The organism is Spongiibacter pelagi, assembly GCF_014705705.1.
GTDB classification, from domain to species: Bacteria; Pseudomonadota; Gammaproteobacteria; order Pseudomonadales; family Spongiibacteraceae; genus Spongiibacter; species Spongiibacter pelagi.
Map to the genome: position 1 here is coordinate 42,508 of NZ_JACXLD010000002.1, position 21,061 is coordinate 63,568.

Below are 21,061 nucleotides of genomic sequence, written 5' to 3' on the forward strand. Positions count from 1 at the left end.
GTATTGAAATCCAAGTAAAAATATTAAATCTCAGTATTGAAAACAAAAAAAACCGCAGCTCAGTCTGCGGTTTTTTTGTGCCTTTATTTAGTGGCGACTAAGATTGCAAACGCAGTAATTAATCAGGGGTTACTTACGACGTCGATTTCGAAGAACGAAGTAGTACCGCTGACTTCATTACCCACAATAATCATCGGCTTACCAGTGGGACTATCTGCCTCGCTCACAAACTTAATACTTTCAGGGCCAAGGTCGCCCACCTGATCCAAATCGGCTTCTACATCGGCAATGCTGAAATCACGCTCGTTGATGTATTGAATAAAGCGTGGCGATTCAGGGTTGCTGATGTTGTACACCATAATGCCGCCAACACGCTCCAGGCCGATAAAGGCGTAGGTTTTACCTTCAACGACACCGATTTCAATAGCTTCGGGTTCTGGGCCTTTATCGTCTGAGCGGTCATCGCCTTCGTTGTCGTCGTTGCTGGCATTGAAGTTTTCCAGACCCAGACGGTTCGCGGTGATCACTTCAAAATCGCTGCCGGAATCGTAAACCGGTTTCATGGTTTCCGCATTCCAGATAGTGAAAGAACGTGCGCCGTAGGCATATAGATTGGTGTAGCTACAATCTACCGAGGGCTGGCCTGTCTCAGCCAGTGTGGTGCAGAGACCGGTGGTGCCCAAGTTGGCGATCACCTTCAGGCGGCCGAGTTTTTCATCTTCACGGAAATCAGCGGGTAATTTCGCCAGTAAATCGGGATCGAAAGTCGCGCCATCGTCTTCAATATCTTTGATGCGGATTTCATCCAGATAGTGGAAGCAATCACCGCCATCAAAGTCGTAACCACCTTGAGTTGTACAATCCAGCGCATCTACGGCATCGGTCAGGTATTCACGGCCATCACCTTCGTTGGCGGTGAGCAGGTAGGTGGTGCCATTAAATTCATAGCTATCTAAGCTGTCTGGCATATACACGCCGAAGATCGGCCAGTTGCGAATATTAACCGCATCATCTCTATTACTGGCATCCAGCTCATTGCCGGGAATAGAGAAATCTTTATAACCCAATGCATAAATGCCAGTGGCCGTATCGGTAGCTAGGTCGATTTTTAAAATCGCATTGTTTTCCTGCAGGGCCACATAGGCGGTTTGGCTATCTGCAGAAACGGTAATGTACTCAGGCTCTAAATCTTGGCCGACACTGTCGGACTTGCTGGAGATGCGGACATCGCCATGTTGAGTAACGGTGCCCAAGGTCAGCTGGGTTACATTGGCAGCCGTCAAACTGGCAATACCATTGGAAACATCAACGATGGTGACCGAACCTTCAGGATCGATTGAGTAATCACCATTGGGCTCGCCTTCGTTGGCGCTCAGCACTTTTTGGCCATCTGGGGTGAAGGTCACCATATCGGGCAGGGCGCCAGCTTCAACCGCCGAGACAAAAGTGCCGTCAGTTTGGTAGAAGGCGATATAGCCGTTGTTTTGTTTGGGGCTGGCTTCAATGGCGACGGCAACAATGCCGCCATTTACCGAAACGCTGTTTGCGGCGCCGAGCTCGGCGGCAGTGATGTCATTAATCGCATTAGCAACATCAGCAGCGACATCCAAAGAAGAAATTTTAGTCAGGGCCGCAGGGTTTGATGCGTTAAGAATATCAACTTGACCCGATTGGGCATTCACTACAAAGGCGCGTTGAGTCGCGGCATCAAAATCGACAATTTCTGCGGCTGATTCGTCGAATTGTTCGGTTTCAAAACGACCCATAAAGCTCAGGAAAATACTGGAGTCGGTGGCGTTTTGGCCGGCAGGGCCTTGTGCTCCGGCGGGGCCTTGGGCGCCCATCGGCCCTGTGGCACCATCTTTTCCATCATCGCCGCCACAGGCGGTCAGCAATAAACTTGAACTTACCAGCGCGGCGAGCGCGGTTTTTTTACTCAGAAACATGGGGCAATCCCTATCAGTTATAAACTACCTAAGGATCGCTAAAAAGGGTTACGGGGCTATTGCTGAATTATTGCGGAGAGATTGCTGATTTGTTGCTGAAGGGTGACGACAAAATAAAAAGGGCGCCGAGGCGCCCTTACTGTTTAAACCGTGAATTACCGATTTTGACTGGTAAGCTGCAGCTCAACCCGGCGATTGCGCTCGCGGCCTTCTTCAGTATTGTTGTCATCAATCGGGCGGGTTTCGCCGTAGCCGACCGCGCGTAGGCGCGAGGGAGCGACACCTTGTTCAACCAGATACGCCACTACAGACTCTGCACGATTTTTCGACAGATTGTAGTTGTATTCATCCGAGCCGACAGAGTCGGTATGGCCGGCCACCACGATATTGACCGAAGGCTCCTGTTTCAGGGATTCCGCCACCTGACGCAGAATCGACTTGGAGTCTAGCTGCAGGCGCTTGGAGTTGAAGTCGAAATGGATACCTTTGAGTTCAACAGTTTGAGAAATTACACAGCCCTGTGAATTTACCTTGGCACCCGGCAGGGTGTTGGGGCAGATATCAATTTTGTTAGGCACGCCGTCTTTATCGCTGTCCAGCGCGCAACCACGGCTATCAACGGGTTCACCGCGCGGTGTGTTTAAACACTGGTCGATATCGTTAGGTACGCCATCACCGTCGTGATCCAATGAGCAGCCATCGGCATTGACCTTGGCGCCGGCGGGGGTGTCGGGGCATTGATCGCGGAAGTCAGGAACGCCGTCGGCGTCTTTATCCAGCGGGCAGCCGTGACTATCAACAGGGGTGCCGCGAGGGGTGTTTGGACAGCGGTCTAATCGATCGGGAACGCCGTCGCCGTCATCATCCCAGTTATAGGGTTTGGGTTTGTCGCCAAAGGGCACGGAAATACCGAGCATCGCCCCCCAGGTATAAAAATCATCGTCCTGTAATACGGTGACGCCGCTGCTATTTTCGGTCTCGCCGATTTTGTCGACTTGATAACGAACTTCAGCACGCAGAGTGACTTTGTCCATTTCGTATTGCAGACCGCCCAACAGATCGCCACCGTAGTTGTTCTCGGTAACGTTGAGAAAGTCTACTTCGTGGTAAGTCAGGCCGACACCGATATAGGGCTGGAGTTTATTGGCTTCGAGATCAAAGGCGCCGCCGGGGAAAAACAGAAAATCCAAGCCCATTGCCATGCGCTCGTAATCATCGTCTTTGTCGGTGGTTAGAGTGCTGAGGCTTAGCTGGCCATCCAACATAATGTAGCGGCTAAGCGGTTTACCTAAACCGATTTTGAATTCGGTGCCGGTGTCAAAGTCGTCTTTGTCGGCAAAGTTAACGCCGGCCATGCCATGAATGCGCCAGCGGTCATCAAAATGTTTTTCTTCTACTTGCGCCAGACCGTTAAGACTGACGCTCGTTAAACTTGCGGCCAAAAGGCAGGTTTGCCAGTTGCGCATGTGTAATCTCCTGTAGCACCCGTTTTTTTTAATTCAGTGCGGCTCTTTTAAGCCGCACTGTCTCGGTTTTCGTTTTAATTAAGGGGTTCCAAAGAAGCCCGTAAGTTGGTCAATTAAAGTTGTGAGCGCACCTTCATCTCCAATCAGGGCCGAGGTGATCGTGCCCAGCCCGGCTGGAAAGTCGGGGAAGTTTTCATTTAATGTTGAGAACTCGCCACTAATGATAGCTGCCAGAATATCCTCTGTCGGCACGTTGCTATCAAGCTGCGACAGCACGGTATCGCCGATATAGCCTAGGCCATAAAACAGTTGGAATAGTTGGTCTACAGGCACGCCTTGAGCGATTGCGGTTTCAAATTGCTCGCAGAGTCCATTGCTGCCAGTGAGCAGGGTTTCATCTTCAACCGGCAGTACCAATACGGTGGTGGTTTCTGCGCTGCTAATGTCAGTTTCACCGATACCTTCTTGGCCATCAATTTCTACATAGCTTTGCAGACATACGGTATTCAGGCGCAGGAAGCCATTAGGTCGCAGCTCGTTTTTCGGATAGCCGGCAGCCTCACCACCAAAGCTGGCGGCAGGGCCGGGATTAAATGGGTTGTCATCAGGAGAGACGGTTCCGCTTGGATCAGGGCTGGTAACACAGCCGCCTTCACCATCGGAATAGCCATTAACGGCGGTAAACATTACCGAAGGAACGGCAGTGACTTTTGGTAGTGCGTTGACTTCAACTGTTGTGGGTGTGCTGTTAAATTTAGCAAGAGCCTGATAGGTCAAGGAGCCGGGTAATAGATTAGTACCGTCGGCGAGACTGCCAGTGAGGTCGTCGCGGCCTAAGCAGGAGAAAGTATCTACAGATAGCTCGCCATCAATATCACGAAGCAGATGTAGTTCTAGAAGTTCATCCTCGGCAGTGTCAATTAAGCGAATAGCATTAATTTGACTGAATCCATCGTTAATACTGGCTTTAAGGCTTACTTGCCCGAAGGTAGTGCGATTTGGCGCTTCTCTCACTACCGTAGTGGTGCCAGTTGATGAGCTGGAAACCAAAATGCCAGCTGGGCTTAGGCTCCAAGCTACATTGCAGGGCTCAGTGATATCGGCGCCATCTTCGACGGAATAGGTGCAGTTGGCTTGGTAGGGAATGGTGGTGCCAAGCGTGGTAAATCCGATGTAGTCATTTTCGCCGTCTGCAACGGTGACGCCGTCTGTGCGAACAATTTCAAGCGCAGTCACTTCGGCATCGACTAAATTCAGTGTGAGCTGGTCACTCTCGAGTAAATTTTCATCTTTAAAAAAGCGGGCTGTTACGGTACTGACTTTTTGATTTGTCGTTAGATCTTTATAACCATCTCGGCTAAGCAAGGTTGCTCCGCCGGTGGCATTGAGTTCTTGGCCAGTGCTGAAGATGCTGTTGGAGTTAGCTGCCCATTGCAGGTCTCGGTCGGTGTTTTGCTCAGTAGTGAAACACAGGTCTTTAGTACCAATATTGCCGGAACCTGCAATAGTGTAGTTGAGTCTCGCTACCATTTGCAGTTTTTGAGCAGCAGGTACCGCGATACTGTTTTGGTCTAGGCCGCGGCATTGTTCTTCTAGGTCATCTCCGACGTAACTGCCGGTTTCAATTTTGCACGTTGATGAAGTTGGATTCACTATCGCGCAAATATCCATGCTTTCCAGCGTGGCTGGGGTTATTGTCACAGTTTGCTCTGCAATAGCTGAGCCTGAGTCGCAGTCACTATTAATAGCAACAGTATAAATATTAATACTTACGGATTCAGGTGTAGGGTCATTTGGATCAGTAAATGGGGAACTGATGGTCGCGGTTGCTGGTTTGCCTGGGGTATTTGATTGTTGAAAGCTAACAATATCTTCTCTATTAGAGCAGAATCTGACGGTAGAACTCTGATCTTCGCTAGCGCCGCCCGGAAAGTCAGCTCCTTCGAATTTGTAAATAGTGTCGTCCTTCTGAGTAAAGAACTCTCTTTCTGACGCATCTTGTTCAAGATGGTTAATAAAAATTGGACTAGGATTATTTATTCGAGGTTTTAATTTAAATTGGGGAGGTATTACTTTGATGGTGCCGTATTTGGTGACATCCTCGTATTTTGCACTGATACGGAGGGTGTACTGGGTATCACTTGTTGTGAGCTCAGCTTTACTAGAGATTTCCATATGATCGCCGATTAAGGGATCACTCTGAGTTGACGCGGCCTTTTCTGCTAAAACTTCGTCCCTAACATTGGGGACACTGCCGCCAGCCTCGTCTGTAAGAGTCCAAGTCGCGCTTGCACTAACGTTTAAAATAGGTTCAAGGTTTGTACGAACTCCATCAGTTTGGGTTCCCTGCAAAACAACTTGGAGGTCGTGTTTGCCACTTCCAAAAAGTACAGCTTGGGGGTAGCCATTGCTATCTCTTCCTGCTTGTAGCTGTTCGCTATAAAAAACTAGCTCTAAGGAAGTTTTATCCAATTGTGGGCTGGGGCGATCTGGGCTATTGGCACCGCCGCCTCCGCCGCAGGCAGTGAGCACACCCGCTGTTAAGGAAAAAATCAGGGGAAGGGTCGAAAACTTCATTGGGTGCCTCCCGAAGCGGCATTATAAGTATTAGGGGAATATACCTACGGTAGTGTACGTAATTGGCAATTAAACACAATATTGGCGGGCTAGAATTAGCTGTTAGATGAGCTGTGTCACAGCAATATCTAGGAAGCTCTGATTAATTACTGCACTCGCTACATTAATCAAAGCTTCCTTTATTGGGCACAATCTTTTTAAACCCCGGTGGGGTATAGATTGGTTTTTAGCCTGCTTTGGCCACGGATGCGCTGATCTGTGACTGGCTGGCGGCATTCAGCACCGCTTGTAGCGAGGCGCTGACCACATCGCGATTGTGAGCAACACCAATATAGCGCTGGCCGTTAATTGAAATCAGCACATAGGCGATGGCTTTGGCATCGGTGCCGGTCTGCATGGCGTGTTCGCTGTAGTCCAGTATTTCGATGTTATCGCCAAAGTGAAGCTGCCAAGCGCGGGTCAGGGCGCTGATGGCGCCATCGCCACTGCCTTCTAAACAGGTGTTCTCGCCATTCAGGGTGAAATGCAGATTCAGGTAGTCTCGGCCCTGATTTTCGCTATTGTCCTGTTTCAGGCTGAAGTTTTGCAGCGCGCTTTGTTCGCTGGCTTGCAGATAACTCTGCTCAAATACCTGCCAGATTTGCGCAGGGCTAACTTCCCCGGAAATTGCTTCGGCATGGGCTTGCACTTTGCGACTGGCATCGATTTGCATCCAGCGCGGCAGTTGCAGGCCGTAGTCATTTTCCAGCACCCAAGCCACGCCGCCTTTGCCAGACTGGCTGTTGATACGAATAACCGCCTCATAGCTGCGGCCCAGATCGGCGGGATCAATGGGCAGATAGGCCACATCCCAGAGACCGTCTTTTTCCTGCACCGCCATACACTTTTTAATCGCGTCTTGGTGACTGCCGGAGAAGGCGGTGAAGACCAGATCACCGGCGTAGGGGTGGCGCGGGTGCAGTGGGATATTGGTGCAGTGTTCAACGACGGCGATAATTTCGTCCATATCCGCCATATTCAGTTGGGGGTCGATACCCTGGCTGTAGAAGTTCATCGCCATGGTGACAATATCCATATTGCCGGTGCGCTCACCATTGCCGAGCAGGGTGCCTTCAATGCGATCGGCGCCCGCTAAAATGCCCAGTTCGGCGGCGGCAACGCCACAACCCCGGTCGTTGTGGGTGTGCAGAGAAACGCGATATTCGCTGCGGTACTGGCTGTTGCGGCAGAAGTATTCCACCTGATCGGCGAATACATTGGGGCCGGCACATTCCACTGTGGCGGGCAGATTGATAATCATCGGCTTGCCGCTGTCGCGCCATTCGGCAATAACTGCATCGCAGACTTCTACCGCATAGTCGGTTTCCGTCAGGCTAAAGCTCTCGGGTGAATATTGAAATGCCCATTCGGTGTTCGGGTTTTCCGCGGCGTAGTCGCGCACCCAGCGTGCGCCCTGTACCGCAATTGCCTTAATTCCCGCCTTATCCAAGCCAAACACCTTTTGGCGCTGGGTTGGGTTGGTGGAGTTGTAAACGTGCACGATGGCCTTTTTAGCGCCTTTCAGGGCTTCAAAGCTACGGGCAATCAGCTCTTCTCGGGCTTGCACCAGAATCTGTACGGTGACGTCTTCTGGGATGCGGTTGCCATCGATCAGGGCGCGCACAAAGTCGAAATCGGGCTGAGAGGCAGAGGGGAAGCCGACTTCAATTTCTTTGAAGCCAATTTTGACCAGTAAATCCCACATCCGCAGCTTTTGTTCCACTGTCATGGGTTCGACCAGAGCTTGGTTGCCGTCGCGTAGGTCTACCGAACACCAGTCGGGGGCGGTGCTCAGTGTTTTGCTGGGCCATTGCCGATCAGACAGTTCGGGGCGTGGCGCGGCCTGGTATTTGCGATGGTCAAAGCTCATGGTTGATGCTCTCTTTTCATAAACGGGTCATTGGTCGTCAATCTTGGGCATTGTGTGCCCCTTAGCTTTGGCTCCTTGTGGGAGTGTTTTTCGAGCGCTGTGGGTAACGGTGCTCTTGTGGGTTGGGAGCGGTAACTCCACGGTGAAAAGTATAGCGAGAGTGCTGCGCGATAAGATTGCGAATATGCCGGTTAAATTGGGTTTAAATTATGAAATATTGCTTAAAATATAAATATATTGGAATATTATTGTTATCTTGTTCTTTTTAAGGGTTTTATGTGGCTATGCAGTTAGATCGGTACGACAAGCATATTTTGGCCTTGCTACAAAACAACGCGCGTTTAAGTAATCAGGAGTTGGCAGAAAAAATCGGTTTGTCGCCGTCGCCCTGTTTGCGTCGAGTGAAGCGCCTTGAAGAGAGCGGTTTGATTGATGGCTATCGCGCAGTGCTGAATGCGCGGGCGCTGGGCCTAAAGCTGATGGCTTTTATCCATATCAGTATGGATCGGCACACGCCGGAGCGCTTTGAAAACTTTGAGTCTCATGTGGCTGGTATCGCCGAGGTATTGGAGTGCCACCTGATTACCGGTCAGGAAGCGGATTACCTGTTAAAGGTGATAGTGGAAGATATGGATGGTTTCCAGCGCTTGTTGCTGGAGAAAATTACGCGAATAGAAGGGGTGAGCGGGGTGCATTCCAGCTTTGTGATGAAATCGCCGGTTAATAGTACGGCAATGCCTCTCTAGGGCTCCCTAACCCGGTGAAGCCTCTCTAGCTAACAAGGTACTGTTGTCGGCGGGCTTCCTCTAAAAACATGGGGTAGCGCTGCATGATATGCACCTGCTCGCGCAGCATATCGCGGCTAGTTACGCCTAGATCTAAATGCAGTGCGGCACCGCGTGAATCTTTGCGGATGACTTTGCCCAAGACTTTGATTTTGTTGCCGTCGTGAAAGCGGATTTCTCCACCCACAAATTGGTGCAGCTTTAATTCTTGTGCAGAATCAAAATCCAGTTTCAGCCCCTTTTCAGAAATATCGACAATGGGGAACTGCTGACCGGATGCAGTTTTGAGGTGCAAGCGACCCTGGCGGGGAAATACCAGACGAAAATGTTGGCGATTTTGTGGTTGATTTGTATTGGACATGATCCCCATGCTCCACACAGACTTTCATAGCTTCCAGCCTACTCGCAGCTTAATCAAAGCGGTATGGGTAAATACCGAAATGAGCGGCTAGGGCGAGGCAAGCGGCTTAATGTTGGTGTGGGTGAGCGGAGGTCTCAGTTGCTGGCGTTGAGTGATGTTGGTGATTATTTGCTGGCATCACAAACCACGGTGCCAGCGCGATAATAATCAAAACAATGGCAAAGCCGCTGCGAATGAGCGGGTTGCTGGTGTGAGTGGGGCGCAGGCTGGCGATGCTGCTAACACTAAGTACCGCCGGTACCGTGCCGAGACCAAAGCAGAACATCAGGCTAGCCGCATGCATCGGGCTGCCGCTCAGTGCAGACCATGCCAGCGCGCTGTATATCAAACCGCAGGGCAGAAAGCCCCAAAGTATCCCGATCGAGAAGGCTTTTCCTAAATTATTGATAGGGAGCAAGGCTCGGGTAAGCGGCTGAATTTTTTTCCAGAGGAGATTGCCCATCGCTTCGAGGCGCTGGCTAAGCTGACCCCAGCCGGCAATAGAGAAGGCGACCGCAATTAGCATGAGGCTGGCGAGGACGCGCAGAGTGACCGTAATCCATTTAAGATCATCAAGGGCAAGCTGGCCGAGACTGGCAATGCCGCTGATCACGCCGCCCGCGATCAGCCCCAGTAAGCTATAACTCAGCAGCCGACCGAATTGAAATACCGCCAAAAAACCATATTGGCTTGGTGGTGAGCGATGGCTTTGGCGCTCCACTACCGGAATATAGTGTTCGCTTGTTTTGCTTGCCGATTGCTGGGGCGTGGCATTGGCCAACACGCCGGCGATACCGCCGCACATTCCTACGCAGTGGGGGCTGCCAATTAAACCCAGCATAAAAGCGGCGGAATAGCTGAGCGCTTCGGTGATCATGGTTTGGATTGGGACTCGTCGGTATTTTCTGGTTTTGTTTGTTTGGGCTGATCGCTGTCAAACAAAATGCGCTGGCCTTCTTTTTCCAAATCATCAAATTGCTTGTCTTTCACCGCCCAAAAAAACAGCGCCACCGCCGTGCCGAAAAATATCAGTGCGATGGGTAAAAGTAGGTAGAGGCTGTCCATCTCAATTGGCCATGCGATTTGAAGATAGTTGAGATTCTAGCGCAGTCGCAGTGCGATCAATGTTAGTTTTGTTTTTTGCTCGCACGCGATTGAGGCGTAGGGCATTAAGCACCACGATTAAGGAACTTGCCGACATACCAATTGCGGCCAACCACGGTGCAATTAAGCCCATAGCGGCAAGGGGAATGGCGGTGCCGTTGTAGAGCAATGCCCAGAAAATATTCTGGCGAAGAATATGCCGAGTCGCTTGGGCAAAATCAAAAAGTGTTTGCACCTGCGAGAGTGAATCGCTGATTAGCAATACATCAGCTTGGTTGCGGGTAAGATCACTCGCGGCAGACATGGCAATGGAAACATCGGCACAGGCCATTACCGGCGCATCATTAACCCCATCACCTAACATCAGCACGGTTTTGCCCTGTGATTGTAATTGTTGAATGTGCGCGACCTTATTTGCTGCGCTGCATTCACTCAGGGCGTGGTTGATGTTGAGTTTGTTGGCTAAGGCATCAACGGCGGCGGCTCGGTCACCGCTGAGCAATTGGCAGCTCATCTTTGCGCTAGCAAAAGCTGAAATCAGTTCAGCCGCTCCCGGACGAATTTGATCCGCAATCCAGAAGCGGGCGAGTGCCTGGTTTTCGTTGACCAGTAATACCTCACTGCCGGTGTGTTGCTTGGCGGTAGTGGAAGTCGGGATGGTCTGTAATTTTTCGCAGAAGGCCGCTTTACCAATTCGGTAGCGAAGTCCGGCTAGTTTTGCCTGAATACCTTCCCCTGCAAAAATCGTTATCGTACTTAGCGAAACCGTATTCTCGGACTCCGTCTTAAATGCTTGCGCGAGTGGGTGGGTGGAGTCGGCTTCCATCGCTGCAGCAATGGCAAGTATCTCTTTCTGTTGCGCCTCATTTTGTGGGCTTAGCCACTCTATGCTTTCAATGCGAGCCCGCCCCAGTGTTAGGGTGCCGGTTTTATCAAATACCGCGACATTCAGCTTTTTTAGTCTTTCCAGAATTAAGCTATTGCGCAGCACGATGCCCCGGCGGCGCAGGGCGGTAATGGCGGCGGCGTAGGTGGTGGGGGTGGCCAGTGATAGAGCGCAGGGGCAGCTAACCACCAATACCGACAGCGCAATAATAAAGGCGCGCTCAAGATCGAACTGAGCCCAGTACGCAAAGCTGATGAGTGCCACGAGGATAACCGCAATCACAAAACGGGATGCTAGGCGATCGGCAAGTTGAGCGAAATGGGGCTTTTCTGACTGAGCTTTGGCCAGCAATTTCTGCATGGCATTGAGGCTGCTGTTTTCAGCGCTGGCGGTGACCTCTATTTCTAAACTGGCTTCAATATTTCCGCTGCCGGCCAGCACTTGGCAGCCTTGGGTTACCGATTGCGGTAGAAACTCACCATTAAAGGCACTGGTTTCTATGCGGCTACTTCCTGCAGTAACAATGCCATCGGCAGGGATGATTTCACCGGGGGGAATAAAAATACGATCACCGGGCACCAGTTCAGCAATGGCTTGCCAGCGAAACGGCGGTTGCGAATCAGAATTGGCGGCTGTTGTGTTAATGAGTCGTGCGGCTTCCGGTAAAAGCTGCGCCTGATGAAATTGCCCTAATCGCAAGCGGGCCTGTAGATAACGGCTCAATAATAAAAAGAAAATAAACATGCTGACAGTGTCGAAATACACATGTTCCAGCCCAAACATCGTGGCATAAACACTGGCAAGATAGGCGGCAATTAGGGCCAGTGAAACCGGCACATCCATACCCGGTGCTCGGGCTTTTACAGAGCGCCACGCGCCTTTGAAAAAGGGTTGGCCGGAATACAACAAAATAGGGGTGGTAATAATCAGGCTGAAATAGCGCAGCAAATCCCGCGTTGCGTTATCAATTCCCTGAAAATCCCCGGCATATAAGCCGATAGCCACCATACCGACCTGCATCATGCCGATGCCAGCTAATCCAAGTCGGCGAAGATTCTTGCTGAGTTCGTCGCGTAATAATTGCTGGCGTTGGTCTGGCGAATCGGGCAGCGGCTGGTAGCCGAGTTCTTGTATGGCCGCCATGATTTCAGACATGCTGGTCTGTTGCGGATTCCAAACAATATGGGCCACGGCATTTTGTAAATTGACGTCGATGCGATCAACGCCATCTAACTGGATCAGATGGTGTTCGATCAACCATGTGCAGGCTGCGCAGTGAATACCGCTAAGGCTGAGCCGACTGTGCCAGCGATCCGCTTTATATTCGGAAAAACGACGTAAAACTGCCGTGTTATTAAACAGGGTGAAATCGGCTTTATCTGTTTTGGGCGTGTCGGGGTTATCACTGCGCAGCCGATAGTAGTCGCTTAATCCAGCTTGTTGAATACACTCGGCTACCGCAACACAGGCCGGGCAGCACATGGCGTGGTTTGCGCCGTTGATGTTCAGTGCGTAAGAACTGTTTTTGGGAACTGTTTGACCGCAGTGATAACAGGCTAGCGTCATGCTGTTCTGACTTATCGAGTTTGCAGAAAAAATTGTTGGGCTGAAAATTCTGGGGCATTGCTGCCATTAGCTTCAATGACAATTTGCGCTTTTAAACGCCATAGTGAATCCTCGCCGGTAGTGGCAATTTCCTTCAGCGTAAGATACCAGCGTCCGGTGGGTAAGGTTTCTAATGTGGCCGCGTAGTGTTGTTGGTCGTGACGAACCAAGGCGGTTTGGAAATCTAGGTTCTTAGTGGTTGGGTGTTCCCACTGCAGTAATAAGTGGTCGGGTAGTTGTTCTAAATTCCCGTCAATTTCGATTTGCAAATCAGCGGGCGTACTCAGCGACAGCGAGGCACTTATTTGATGAGCCAGCGCATAGCGATCCTGATCCAAATAGCGGTTAATGGCCAAGCCTTCTTTGTAGTAATCATCAACCACCAGATTGTCGCTGTGACGAATTGCGATCACTAAAGTAGCAATGCTGGCGACCACTACAATGGCGGGCAGGCCAAAGACAAACCAGCCCCAAAATTGGCTATGCCAACGGCTGGGGCTTGATGGAGTGAGAACCTTATTCAATTTAGTGCCTGTTCAACTTAATGACCGCTGCCGGGGGCAAAGAATTTGCTGTCGACGGTCACCGATTTTTCAGGTTCCGATTCAGCGTAAACCTTAAATTGCACGGAGTTAGCGGCCTGTTCTGAATATTCTGGCGCAAGGGTGAGGCGAATGTTTAGCTCTCTAACCTCGCCACTGCTGACCGTAATTGCGCCTTGCTCTGGCATCTGGATTGGCGCTGAGCTGTTTAGGCTCAGTCGATATTTGTGATTGGTTTCCGTCTTGTTGGCGATTTTAACAGTGTAACGGTTTTCAATTTGGCCGCTGTCGGTGGTGTAGTACAGCGCCTGCCGGTCTCTTAAAACACTCAGCACGATGCTGTCGCGGGTGGCCATGCGATAACCTAGAAAACTGACCATTAAGGCAACCGCCACGATATAGCCAACGAGTCTGGGGCGAATAATATGCAGCTTTTTGCCCTTCAGCGCATTCTCGGTGGTGTAACGAATCAAGCCGCGAGGATAGTGCATTTTATCCATCACCGAATCGCAGGCATCTATGCACAGTGCGCAGCCAATGCACTCGTATTGCAGGCCGTTGCGAATATCGATACCGGTGGGGCAAACCTGTACGCAGAGCTGGCAATCAATGCAGTCACCCAAGCCCTGTTGCTGATGATCGTCTGCGTGCTTACGCGAACCACGCGGCTCGCCACGGGCTTTATCGTAAGAAATAATCAGCGTGTCGGGATCAAACATGGCGGATTGAAAGCGCGCATAGGGACACATGTATTTGCACACTTGTTCGCGCATCCAGCCGGCATTGCCATAGGTGGCTAGGGTGAAAAAACCAATCCAGAACGCGGCCATGGGATGAATGGACAATTGTGCAAGGTCAATCGTCATGCCCACGATAGGGGTGAAGTAGCCAACAAAAGTGAAGCCGGTAAAAAAGGCCAGCCCTAGCCACATACTGTGTTTCAGGAATTTTTTGCGGAATTTATCGAAGGACCAAGGCTGCTGATCCAGCTTGATGCGCTGGTTACGCGAGCCTTCGGTTTTCTGCTCGATCCACATAAACATGGCGGTCCACACGGTTTGTGGACAGGTATAGCCACACCAGACGCGACCGGCCAGATTGGTAACGGCGAACAGTGCAAAGGCGGCAATAATCAGCAGCCAGGCCAGCATCGACATATCCTGTGGCCAGAAGGTCATCCATAAAATATGAAATTTGCGTTCGGGCAGATCAAACAGTACGGATTGACGATCGCCCCAGTTCAGCCACGGCAGGACAAAATAACCAATGAGTAAGGGCCAGCCGGTATATAGCCGAATACGTTGGAAGAAGCCCTCGATCTTGCGGGTATAGATTTTTTCCCGCTTTTGATACAGATCGATCTCAGCGACTTCTGCCGGAACAAATTCCAATACTTGAACGCTGTTGTCCTTGTCTTTTGGTGAACGCTCACTCATTGCGGCATCACTTACTCAGCGGCGCTGCTGTCGGTGTGCGACAGCTTGTAGACAAAAGCGGTGAGCAAATGAATTTTATCTGCCCCCAGAATATCGCCCTGCGCCGGCATATTGCCGTTACGACCCTTGGCCAAGGTGTGTTTGATGCGGCCACTGTCACCGCCGTATAGCCAAACGTTGTCGTTTAAGCGGGGCGCGCCCAGCATTTGATTGCCGCTGCCATCTGGCATATGGCAAGCCGCGCAGAGCATGGCAAATTTTTGGTCGGCATCGGGGTGGGCTTCTGCCGCAACGGTTTTGCCTTGTGAGAGTTTGCTGACATAGCCGGTCATATCAGAGAGCCCAGCTTCGCCCAGCGCAGATTCCCACGCTGGCATATTGCCTTTGCGACCGAAGGTGATGGTGGTTTTAATGGCTTCAGGCGAGCCGCCGTACAGCCAATCCTGATCGGTTAGATTGGGGAAGCCGTAGCTGCCTTTACCTTCGGCGCCATGACAAACCGAACAGTTATTGGCAAACATACGCCGCGCCATGCGCATGGCTTTAGGGTTGTCGGCCAGTGCTTCCACTGAGGTATTGCGATATTCGGCAAAAATCTCGGCGGTGTGGGCTTCGGCTTTATCAACTTCGGCCTGCCATTGGCCAACCGAGGTCCAGCCTAGCAGTCCTTTAAAATTACCCATGCCGGGGTAGGCGATTAAGTAGCCGATGGCAAAAATAATGGTGATGACAAACATTTTGAACCACCAGCCGGGCAGGGGATTGTCGTATTCCTCAATACCGTCGTAAATATGGCCGGTGGTGGGATTGTCCTTATCCTGTACCGTGGTTTTGCGATTGCTGAACAGTACCCAGCAAACCAGTACTAGCGAAATGACCGTTAAAACAATTATCCAAGCGCTCCAAAAACTAGTCATTGTGTTCCCCATTGCGAGCGTGTTTGCCACTGTGCGGACGGTTTTCGTCGGCAAAAGGCAGGTTGGCGGCATCGTCGTATTCACTGCTGCTGCGGCGATAGACTTTGAAAGTCAGGCCGATAAAGGCTAAAAATATCAGCAGCGTTGAAAGTGCCCTCAGGCTGTCTTGTTCCATATTTCCTCCCAACTAACGCCGATATTTCAGCAGGGTGCCGAGTTGTTGCAGGTAGGCGACAACCGCATCAATTTCGGTTTTACCTTCGACCTTGGCAGCGGCGCCGGCGATATCATCATCGGTATAGGGCACACCAACTTTCCGCAATGCGGCCATTTTTTTTCCGACTAACTGGCTGTCTATGTCGTTTTCAAACAGCCAGGGGTAGGCGGGCATAATGGATTCCGGCACTACATCGCGCGGATTAAACAGGTGGGCGCGGTGCCATTCGTCACTATAGCGGCCGCCGACACGAGCAAGGTCTGGGCCGGTGCGTTTAGAGCCCCACAGGAAGGGGTGGTCGTAAACCGACTCACCGGCAACTGAGTAGTGACCGTAGCGTTCGGTTTCGGAGCGCATGGGGCGCACCATCTGTGAGTGACAAACATTGCAGCCTTCGCGGATGTAAATATCGCGTCCGGTCAGCTCCAGTGCGCCGAGGGGTTTTAAGCCTTCAACGGGCTCGGTGGTCTGCTTTTGGAAGAACAGCGGCACAATTTCAACCAGTGCGCCGAAGCTGATTGCCACAATAATAAAGACAATCATCAAGCCGATATTTTTCTCAACTATTTCGTGTTTCATGCCGTTGCCTCCGCGACTTCAGCAGTTGCAATGGATTGTTCTTTGCGAATGGTCATCCACACATTCCACGCCATGATGATCATGCCGCAGAGGAACATCAGACCGCCGAGGAAGCGCACCACATAGCCAGGATGGCTGGCGAGTACCGATTCGGCAAAGCTGTAGGTGAGGCTGCCGTCGCTGTTATAGGCGCGCCACATGAGGCCTTGCACAATGCCGTTAACCCACATTGAGGCGATATACAGCACGGTACCGATTGTTGATAACCAAAAGTGCAGGCCGATGGCGGGAATGCTGTACATCTTGGCTTTTTCAAACAGTACGGGAACGAGGTGATACACCATGCCAATGGAAATCATCGCCACCCAGCCCAGTGCGCCGGAGTGCACATGGCCGATGGTCCAGTCGGTGTAATGGGAGAGGGAATTCACCGTCTTAATCGACATCATTGGGCCTTCAAAGGTCGACATGCCGTAGAAAGACAGAGACACAATCAGGAAGCGCAAAATCGGGTCGGTGCGCAATTTATGCCAGGCGCCGGACAGGGTCATAATACCGTTGATCATGCCGCCCCAGCTTGGCGCCAATAGGATTAATGACATCACCATGCCTAAGCTTTGCGCCCAATCGGGTAGCGCGGTGTAATGCAAATGGTGAGGCCCGGCCCAGATATAGACGGAGACCAGCGCCCAGAAATGCACGATGGAAAGGCGGTAAGAATACACCGGGCGTTCGGCTTGCTTGGGCACAAAGTAATACATCATGCCAAGGAAGCCGGCGGTGAGGAAAAAGCCCACCGCGTTGTGGCCGTACCACCATTGAATCATGGCATCGACCGCGCCGGCGTAGACGGAATAGGATTTGCCGAGAGTCACCGGTACCGCGAGGCTGTTAACGATATGCAGCACCGCGATGGTGATAATAAAGGCGCCGTAAAACCAGTTAGCGACATATATGTGGTGGGTGCGGCGTTTCATAATGGTGCCGAAAAACACCAGCGCGTAAGCTACCCAGACAATGGTAATCAGAATATCAATCGGCCATTCCAGCTCGGCGTATTCTTTCGAAGAGGTCCAGCCTAGGGGCAGGGTAATTGCCGCTAGCACGATAACTAATTGCCAGCCCCAGAAGACAAAGGCCGCCAGTGAGTTGGAAATCAGCGGTGCTTGGCAGGTGCGCTGCACCACATAAAATGAAGAGCCAATCAGCGCGCTGCCGCCAAAGGCAAAAATCACCGCATTGGTATGCAGTGGGCGCAGTCGGCCAAAGCTGGTCCACGGTAGATCAAAATTCAGGGCGGGCCACACCAGCTGGGCGGCGATCAATACACCGACCGCCATGCCGACAATGCCCCAAACTACCGTCATTATCGTGAATTGCCGGACTACGGTGTAGTTGTAATCCGGGTGGCTGAGTTTGGTTTCCATATCCTAAGCCTTTCGCTTTTTAACGATTTATAAATCCGCCCGGTGTGGGCATTCGATTGTTTAGTGAGCGTCGATAAACACTGGTGCCATTCCCATATCCCAGAGAATAACGACCGCGCCCATCAGCGCCATAAAAATCACCATGCAGATACCGACCACCGCCGAGGCGTAGAGAAAGCCGCGCTCCTGCGGAATACCCATTACCTGGGGAATGCCGATATATAAGAGATAAACCGCCCAGCCCAGACTCAAAATGCCAAGACATAAATCCAGCCAGAACAGAGGGTAAAAGCCGACAAGGCCCGCGAGAAACAGCGGCGTGGCGGTGTAGCTGGCGATCACGGTGCCTTTAATGATCGACGAACTACTGCCGTAGGTTTCAGACATCCAGTGCACAAAATAGCCGATCACCGCCAGTGAACCGAGCATGGCGAAATAAAAGGCGATAACAATATGCAGGGCGCTATCCGGGGTCATTAGCACGGTTTCGCTATCGCCCACCCGCCAGCCAATCTGGCTGGAGCCGTAATACCAGGCAAGGCAGGGGCCGAGCGCCATTATCAGCGGGTAAAGGAGTTTGCCGGCAAATTCGCCATCGGTGGCATTGGCAAGTTTCTGCCATTGAGAACGCGGGGTAAAAAGAAACCCCAATGGATTGCTGGTAAAGGTGGCCACGGAGTTGCGCCTCTCAGTTTAGGTTTCGGGCAATGTACCAACTTTCTGCGACAGTACGTTGATACGCATCAATAAAGTTGCTCCCGTAACCAGATCGCCCTCGTTGCTATATGGCGATGCGGATTAACTGCCGGGCTTTTTTACAAAATACTTTTTATCTAAAACTCATTAATTGTTAAAACACATTAGCGGTTTCTTTTAATTTTTCCAGGTCGATAAGGGTGACATCTTTATTGGCAATCGAAATCAGCCCCTGTTTGGCAAAGCGGGTAAACACCCGGCTTACCGTTTCGATAGTCAGGCCCAGAAAGTTGCCGATATCTCCGCGCGACATTGGCAGCCGGAATGAGGTTGCCGACAATCCACGGCGTGCATGGCGCGCCGAGATACTCACCAGCAGTGCAGCCAAACGTTCTTCGGCGGAGTTTTTACTCAATAAGGTGATGTGTCGCTGATCCTCGACAATCTCTTGGCTGAGCAATTTAAAGAAATGCTTTTGCATGGAGGGCAGCTTACCGCTGAGTTCTTCCATGCGGTGAAAGGGAATTTCACAAATTGCGGAGACATCCATGGCTTGTGCAGAGCTGGCGTAACGATTTTGACCGATGCCGTCCATGCCAAGAATTTCACCGGGAAAATAAAAGCCGGTGACCTGCTCTTCGCCATCGTCGGTGGTGCTATAGGCTTTGATCGCGCCGGAGCGTACGGCGTATATAGACTGGAAGTTTTCACCCTGACGGTAGAGGTGTTGGCCTTTTTGAACGGGACGGCCACGCTGCACAATATCGTCGAGTTGGGTAATTTCATCTTGGCGCAGGGCCAAGGGCAGGCAAATACTGTTTAGGCGGCAGTTAGCACAATTGACGTTGGCGTCATTCGGGCAGTGTTGTTTAAGTTCCGCTTTCATCAACTGCATCTAGCTCATTCCTTGGATATAAATGATCCTAAGGCAAACACTTTGCTCTTGCCAAATTTTTTTCGGTAAGCGAAAACCATTTGCAATGACGCACTTTGCCATCGGTGAGACGCGCACTATAAAGTCTTGGAGAAGCGTCCTTCTACTCCGTGCAAATACGTATCAAAAGTCATGCAAATATTGCGTAGGAAGTTGCGCCCGGTTTGGGTAACGGTGATGGCTTGCTCGGAAAGGGTTAGCAGACCGTCATTGGCTAGTTGCTGAAGCGCCTCCAGCTCGCGCTTAAAGTGGCGGTTGAAATTGATTTGGAAACGTTGCTCAAAAGTAGGAATGTCTAGTTGCAGATTACAGATTAATGCCGAGATAAGCGCGCGGCGAATTCGATCTTCCTCATTGCAGATTAAACCTTTGGCCGTAGGCAGATGGCCTTCATCCAGTGCGCGGTAATAGTCGTCTAACTGCACATGGTTTTGGTTGAAGTTACCATCTAAAGAGCTAATTGCAGACACGCCCAAGGCCAAGGTGTCGGGCGCCATGCTGGTCGAATAACCTTGGAAATTGCGTTGCAGGCGCCCCTCTTGTTGATACTGGGCCAGCGCATCATCCGGTTTTACAAAGTGATCCATACCAATATGGATATAGCCGGCCTCTTCAAATCGACGGGTAGCGAGTTGATAGAGGGCCAGTTTTTCTGCACTGTCGGGAATGCTTTGTTTGGCGATGGCTTTTTGCGGCGGAAAGCGATCGGGGAGGTGGGCGTAGTGGTAAAAAGCGATGCGATCTGGAGCCAGCTCGAGCACTTCATCCAAGGTGTGTTCCAGCGTAGTGCAGGTTTGCTTGGGCAGGCCATAAATCAGATCCACCGACAGCGATTTAAAACGCAGCTCTCTGGCTTGCTTGAATAAGCTAACTAGCTTTTCTGTTGGGCAAACCCGATTGATTGCCTTCTGTACCGCAGGGTCGCTGTCTTGAACGCCAAAACTTAAGCGGTTAAATCCGAGTCCTTTTAATAGCGCCAGTCGGTCGCCATCCACAGTGCGAGGATCAATTTCAATCGCGTATTCCCGGCTCTGGTCATCGGCAAAACGAAAATGGCTAGAGAGCATGTGAATGAGTTCGGTCAGTTCAGCGTCATCAAAATAGGTGGGCGTGCCCCCGCCAAGATGCAGTTGAACAACGCGTCGATGTTTACCGATGGCGCTAGAAACCATTTCGATTTCTTTTGCTAAATAATCCAGATATCGGCGACTGGCGCTGGGGTCTTTGGTCACAATTTTATTGCAGGCGCAGTAATAGCAAAGCCAGCGACAGAAGGGCAGGTGAACATAAAGCGATAGGGGCGCAACTTGTTGGCCGCTATGTTTAAGTAAATCCAGATGCTGTGCCGGGGTAAATGCCTCGCTAAATTGCAGCGCCGTGGGGTAGGAGGTATAGCGCGGACCTTCGCAGCGGTATTTCTCGATCAAGCTGGTAGGCGTGACGCTTTCAATTGCAATGATCGTTGAATTCTCGGTTTGGCTGGCTGCATTCATGGTCGTGGACTGCCCTGATCAGGATTTTAGTCAAGGCTAGCAGAGTCGTTAACGCGTCAGATTGATATGAGTCAAAGCGTGGACTGCGGGTTTATACGTATAGAATTTGCGAGAAAAATTCGTGCAAAAAGTTTGATGCGTG

The 21,061-nt window shown here is 51.1% G+C and carries 18 protein-coding genes; 1 reads left to right on the forward strand and 17 read right to left on the reverse strand.

The genetic code is table 11. The features are described 5' to 3' along the window. Positions 1–122 precede the first annotated feature (122 nt). The 4 genes from IB286_RS04210 to leuA all read right to left on the reverse strand — a co-directional run bounded on the left by IB286_RS04210 (position 123) and on the right by leuA (position 7,898). Positions 123–1,946 carry a choice-of-anchor I family protein gene (locus IB286_RS04210; RefSeq protein ID WP_190762829.1) on the reverse strand — a complete coding sequence of 608 codons (1,824 nt, stop codon included), beginning with the start codon at positions 1,944–1,946 and terminating at the stop codon, positions 123–125. Between the two features lie 155 nt (positions 1,947–2,101). Beyond that, positions 2,102–3,412 carry an OmpA family protein gene (locus IB286_RS04215; protein WP_190762831.1) on the reverse strand — a complete coding sequence of 437 codons (1,311 nt, stop codon included), beginning with the start codon at positions 3,410–3,412 and terminating at the stop codon, positions 2,102–2,104. Positions 3,413–3,490: 78 nt separating this feature from the next. Continuing rightward, entirely contained in the window at positions 3,491–5,989 is a 2,499-nt protein-coding gene (locus tag IB286_RS04220; RefSeq protein ID WP_190762833.1) for a hypothetical protein, read from the reverse strand. Between the two features lie 226 nt (positions 5,990–6,215). Next, positions 6,216–7,898, reverse strand: coding sequence for a 2-isopropylmalate synthase (gene leuA / locus IB286_RS04225; RefSeq protein WP_190762835.1), 1,683 nt, complete (start codon positions 7,896–7,898; stop codon positions 6,216–6,218). A gap of 284 nt (positions 7,899–8,182) precedes the next feature. Here leuA and IB286_RS04230 point away from each other — a divergent pair, with 284 nt between their 5' ends. After that, the gene (locus tag IB286_RS04230) at positions 8,183–8,644 is read left to right on the forward strand and encodes an Lrp/AsnC family transcriptional regulator (protein ID WP_190762837.1); all 462 of its coding nucleotides are present in this window, start codon (positions 8,183–8,185) and stop codon (positions 8,642–8,644) included. Positions 8,645–8,669: 25 nt separating this feature from the next. On the opposite strand, the gene IB286_RS04235 is transcribed toward IB286_RS04230, so the two are convergent. The 13 genes from IB286_RS04235 to hemN form a co-directional block, all read right to left on the reverse strand. Next, positions 8,670–9,044, reverse strand: a complete 375-nt coding sequence (locus IB286_RS04235; RefSeq protein WP_190762839.1) for a PilZ domain-containing protein — start codon at positions 9,042–9,044, stop codon at positions 8,670–8,672. A gap of 106 nt (positions 9,045–9,150) precedes the next feature. Then, a complete protein-coding gene (locus IB286_RS04240; protein WP_190762840.1) occupies positions 9,151–9,960 on the reverse strand; it encodes a sulfite exporter TauE/SafE family protein in 810 nt (269 codons plus the stop codon). Next, positions 9,957–10,148, reverse strand: coding sequence for a cbb3-type cytochrome oxidase assembly protein CcoS (gene ccoS / locus IB286_RS04245; RefSeq protein ID WP_190762842.1), 192 nt, complete (start codon positions 10,146–10,148; stop codon positions 9,957–9,959). Before ccoS ends, IB286_RS04240 begins: the two co-directional genes overlap by 4 nt. A 1-nt stretch (position 10,149) precedes the next feature. Beyond that, complete coding sequence (locus IB286_RS04250; RefSeq protein WP_190762844.1) at positions 10,150–12,639, reverse strand: heavy metal translocating P-type ATPase; 2,490 nt, start codon at positions 12,637–12,639, stop codon at positions 10,150–10,152. 11 nt (positions 12,640–12,650) lie between these two features. Next, positions 12,651–13,202: a FixH family protein gene (locus IB286_RS04255; RefSeq protein ID WP_190762846.1), complete on the reverse strand. Its 552-nt coding sequence runs from the start codon at positions 13,200–13,202 to the stop codon at positions 12,651–12,653. Between the two features lie 17 nt (positions 13,203–13,219). Then, positions 13,220–14,656, reverse strand: a complete 1,437-nt coding sequence (gene ccoG / locus IB286_RS04260) for a cytochrome c oxidase accessory protein CcoG (protein ID WP_190762848.1) — start codon at positions 14,654–14,656, stop codon at positions 13,220–13,222. Positions 14,657–14,667: 11 nt separating this feature from the next. Next, entirely contained in the window at positions 14,668–15,573 is a 906-nt protein-coding gene (ccoP, locus tag IB286_RS04265; RefSeq protein WP_190762850.1) for a cytochrome-c oxidase, cbb3-type subunit III, read from the reverse strand. Next, positions 15,566–15,748, reverse strand: coding sequence for a cbb3-type cytochrome oxidase subunit 3 (locus IB286_RS04270; RefSeq protein WP_190762852.1), 183 nt, complete (start codon positions 15,746–15,748; stop codon positions 15,566–15,568). Before IB286_RS04270 ends, ccoP begins: the two co-directional genes overlap by 8 nt. Positions 15,749–15,760: 12 nt before the next feature. After that, entirely contained in the window at positions 15,761–16,369 is a 609-nt protein-coding gene (gene ccoO, locus IB286_RS04275; RefSeq protein ID WP_190762854.1) for a cytochrome-c oxidase, cbb3-type subunit II, read from the reverse strand. Further along, positions 16,366–17,796 carry a cytochrome-c oxidase, cbb3-type subunit I gene (ccoN, locus tag IB286_RS04280; protein ID WP_190762856.1) on the reverse strand — a complete coding sequence of 477 codons (1,431 nt, stop codon included), beginning with the start codon at positions 17,794–17,796 and terminating at the stop codon, positions 16,366–16,368. The genes ccoO and ccoN overlap by 4 nt, the downstream gene beginning before the upstream one ends. A 60-nt stretch (positions 17,797–17,856) precedes the next feature. Next, the gene (locus IB286_RS04285) at positions 17,857–18,471 is read right to left on the reverse strand and encodes a Yip1 family protein (protein ID WP_317889697.1); all 615 of its coding nucleotides are present in this window, start codon (positions 18,469–18,471) and stop codon (positions 17,857–17,859) included. Positions 18,472–18,646: 175 nt separating this feature from the next. Next, positions 18,647–19,378, reverse strand: a complete 732-nt coding sequence (gene fnr, locus IB286_RS04290; RefSeq protein ID WP_190763585.1) for a fumarate/nitrate reduction transcriptional regulator Fnr — start codon at positions 19,376–19,378, stop codon at positions 18,647–18,649. Between the two features lie 125 nt (positions 19,379–19,503). Then, positions 19,504–20,919, reverse strand: coding sequence for an oxygen-independent coproporphyrinogen III oxidase (gene hemN / locus IB286_RS04295; protein ID WP_190762858.1), 1,416 nt, complete (start codon positions 20,917–20,919; stop codon positions 19,504–19,506). Between the last annotated feature and the right edge of the window lie 142 nt (positions 20,920–21,061).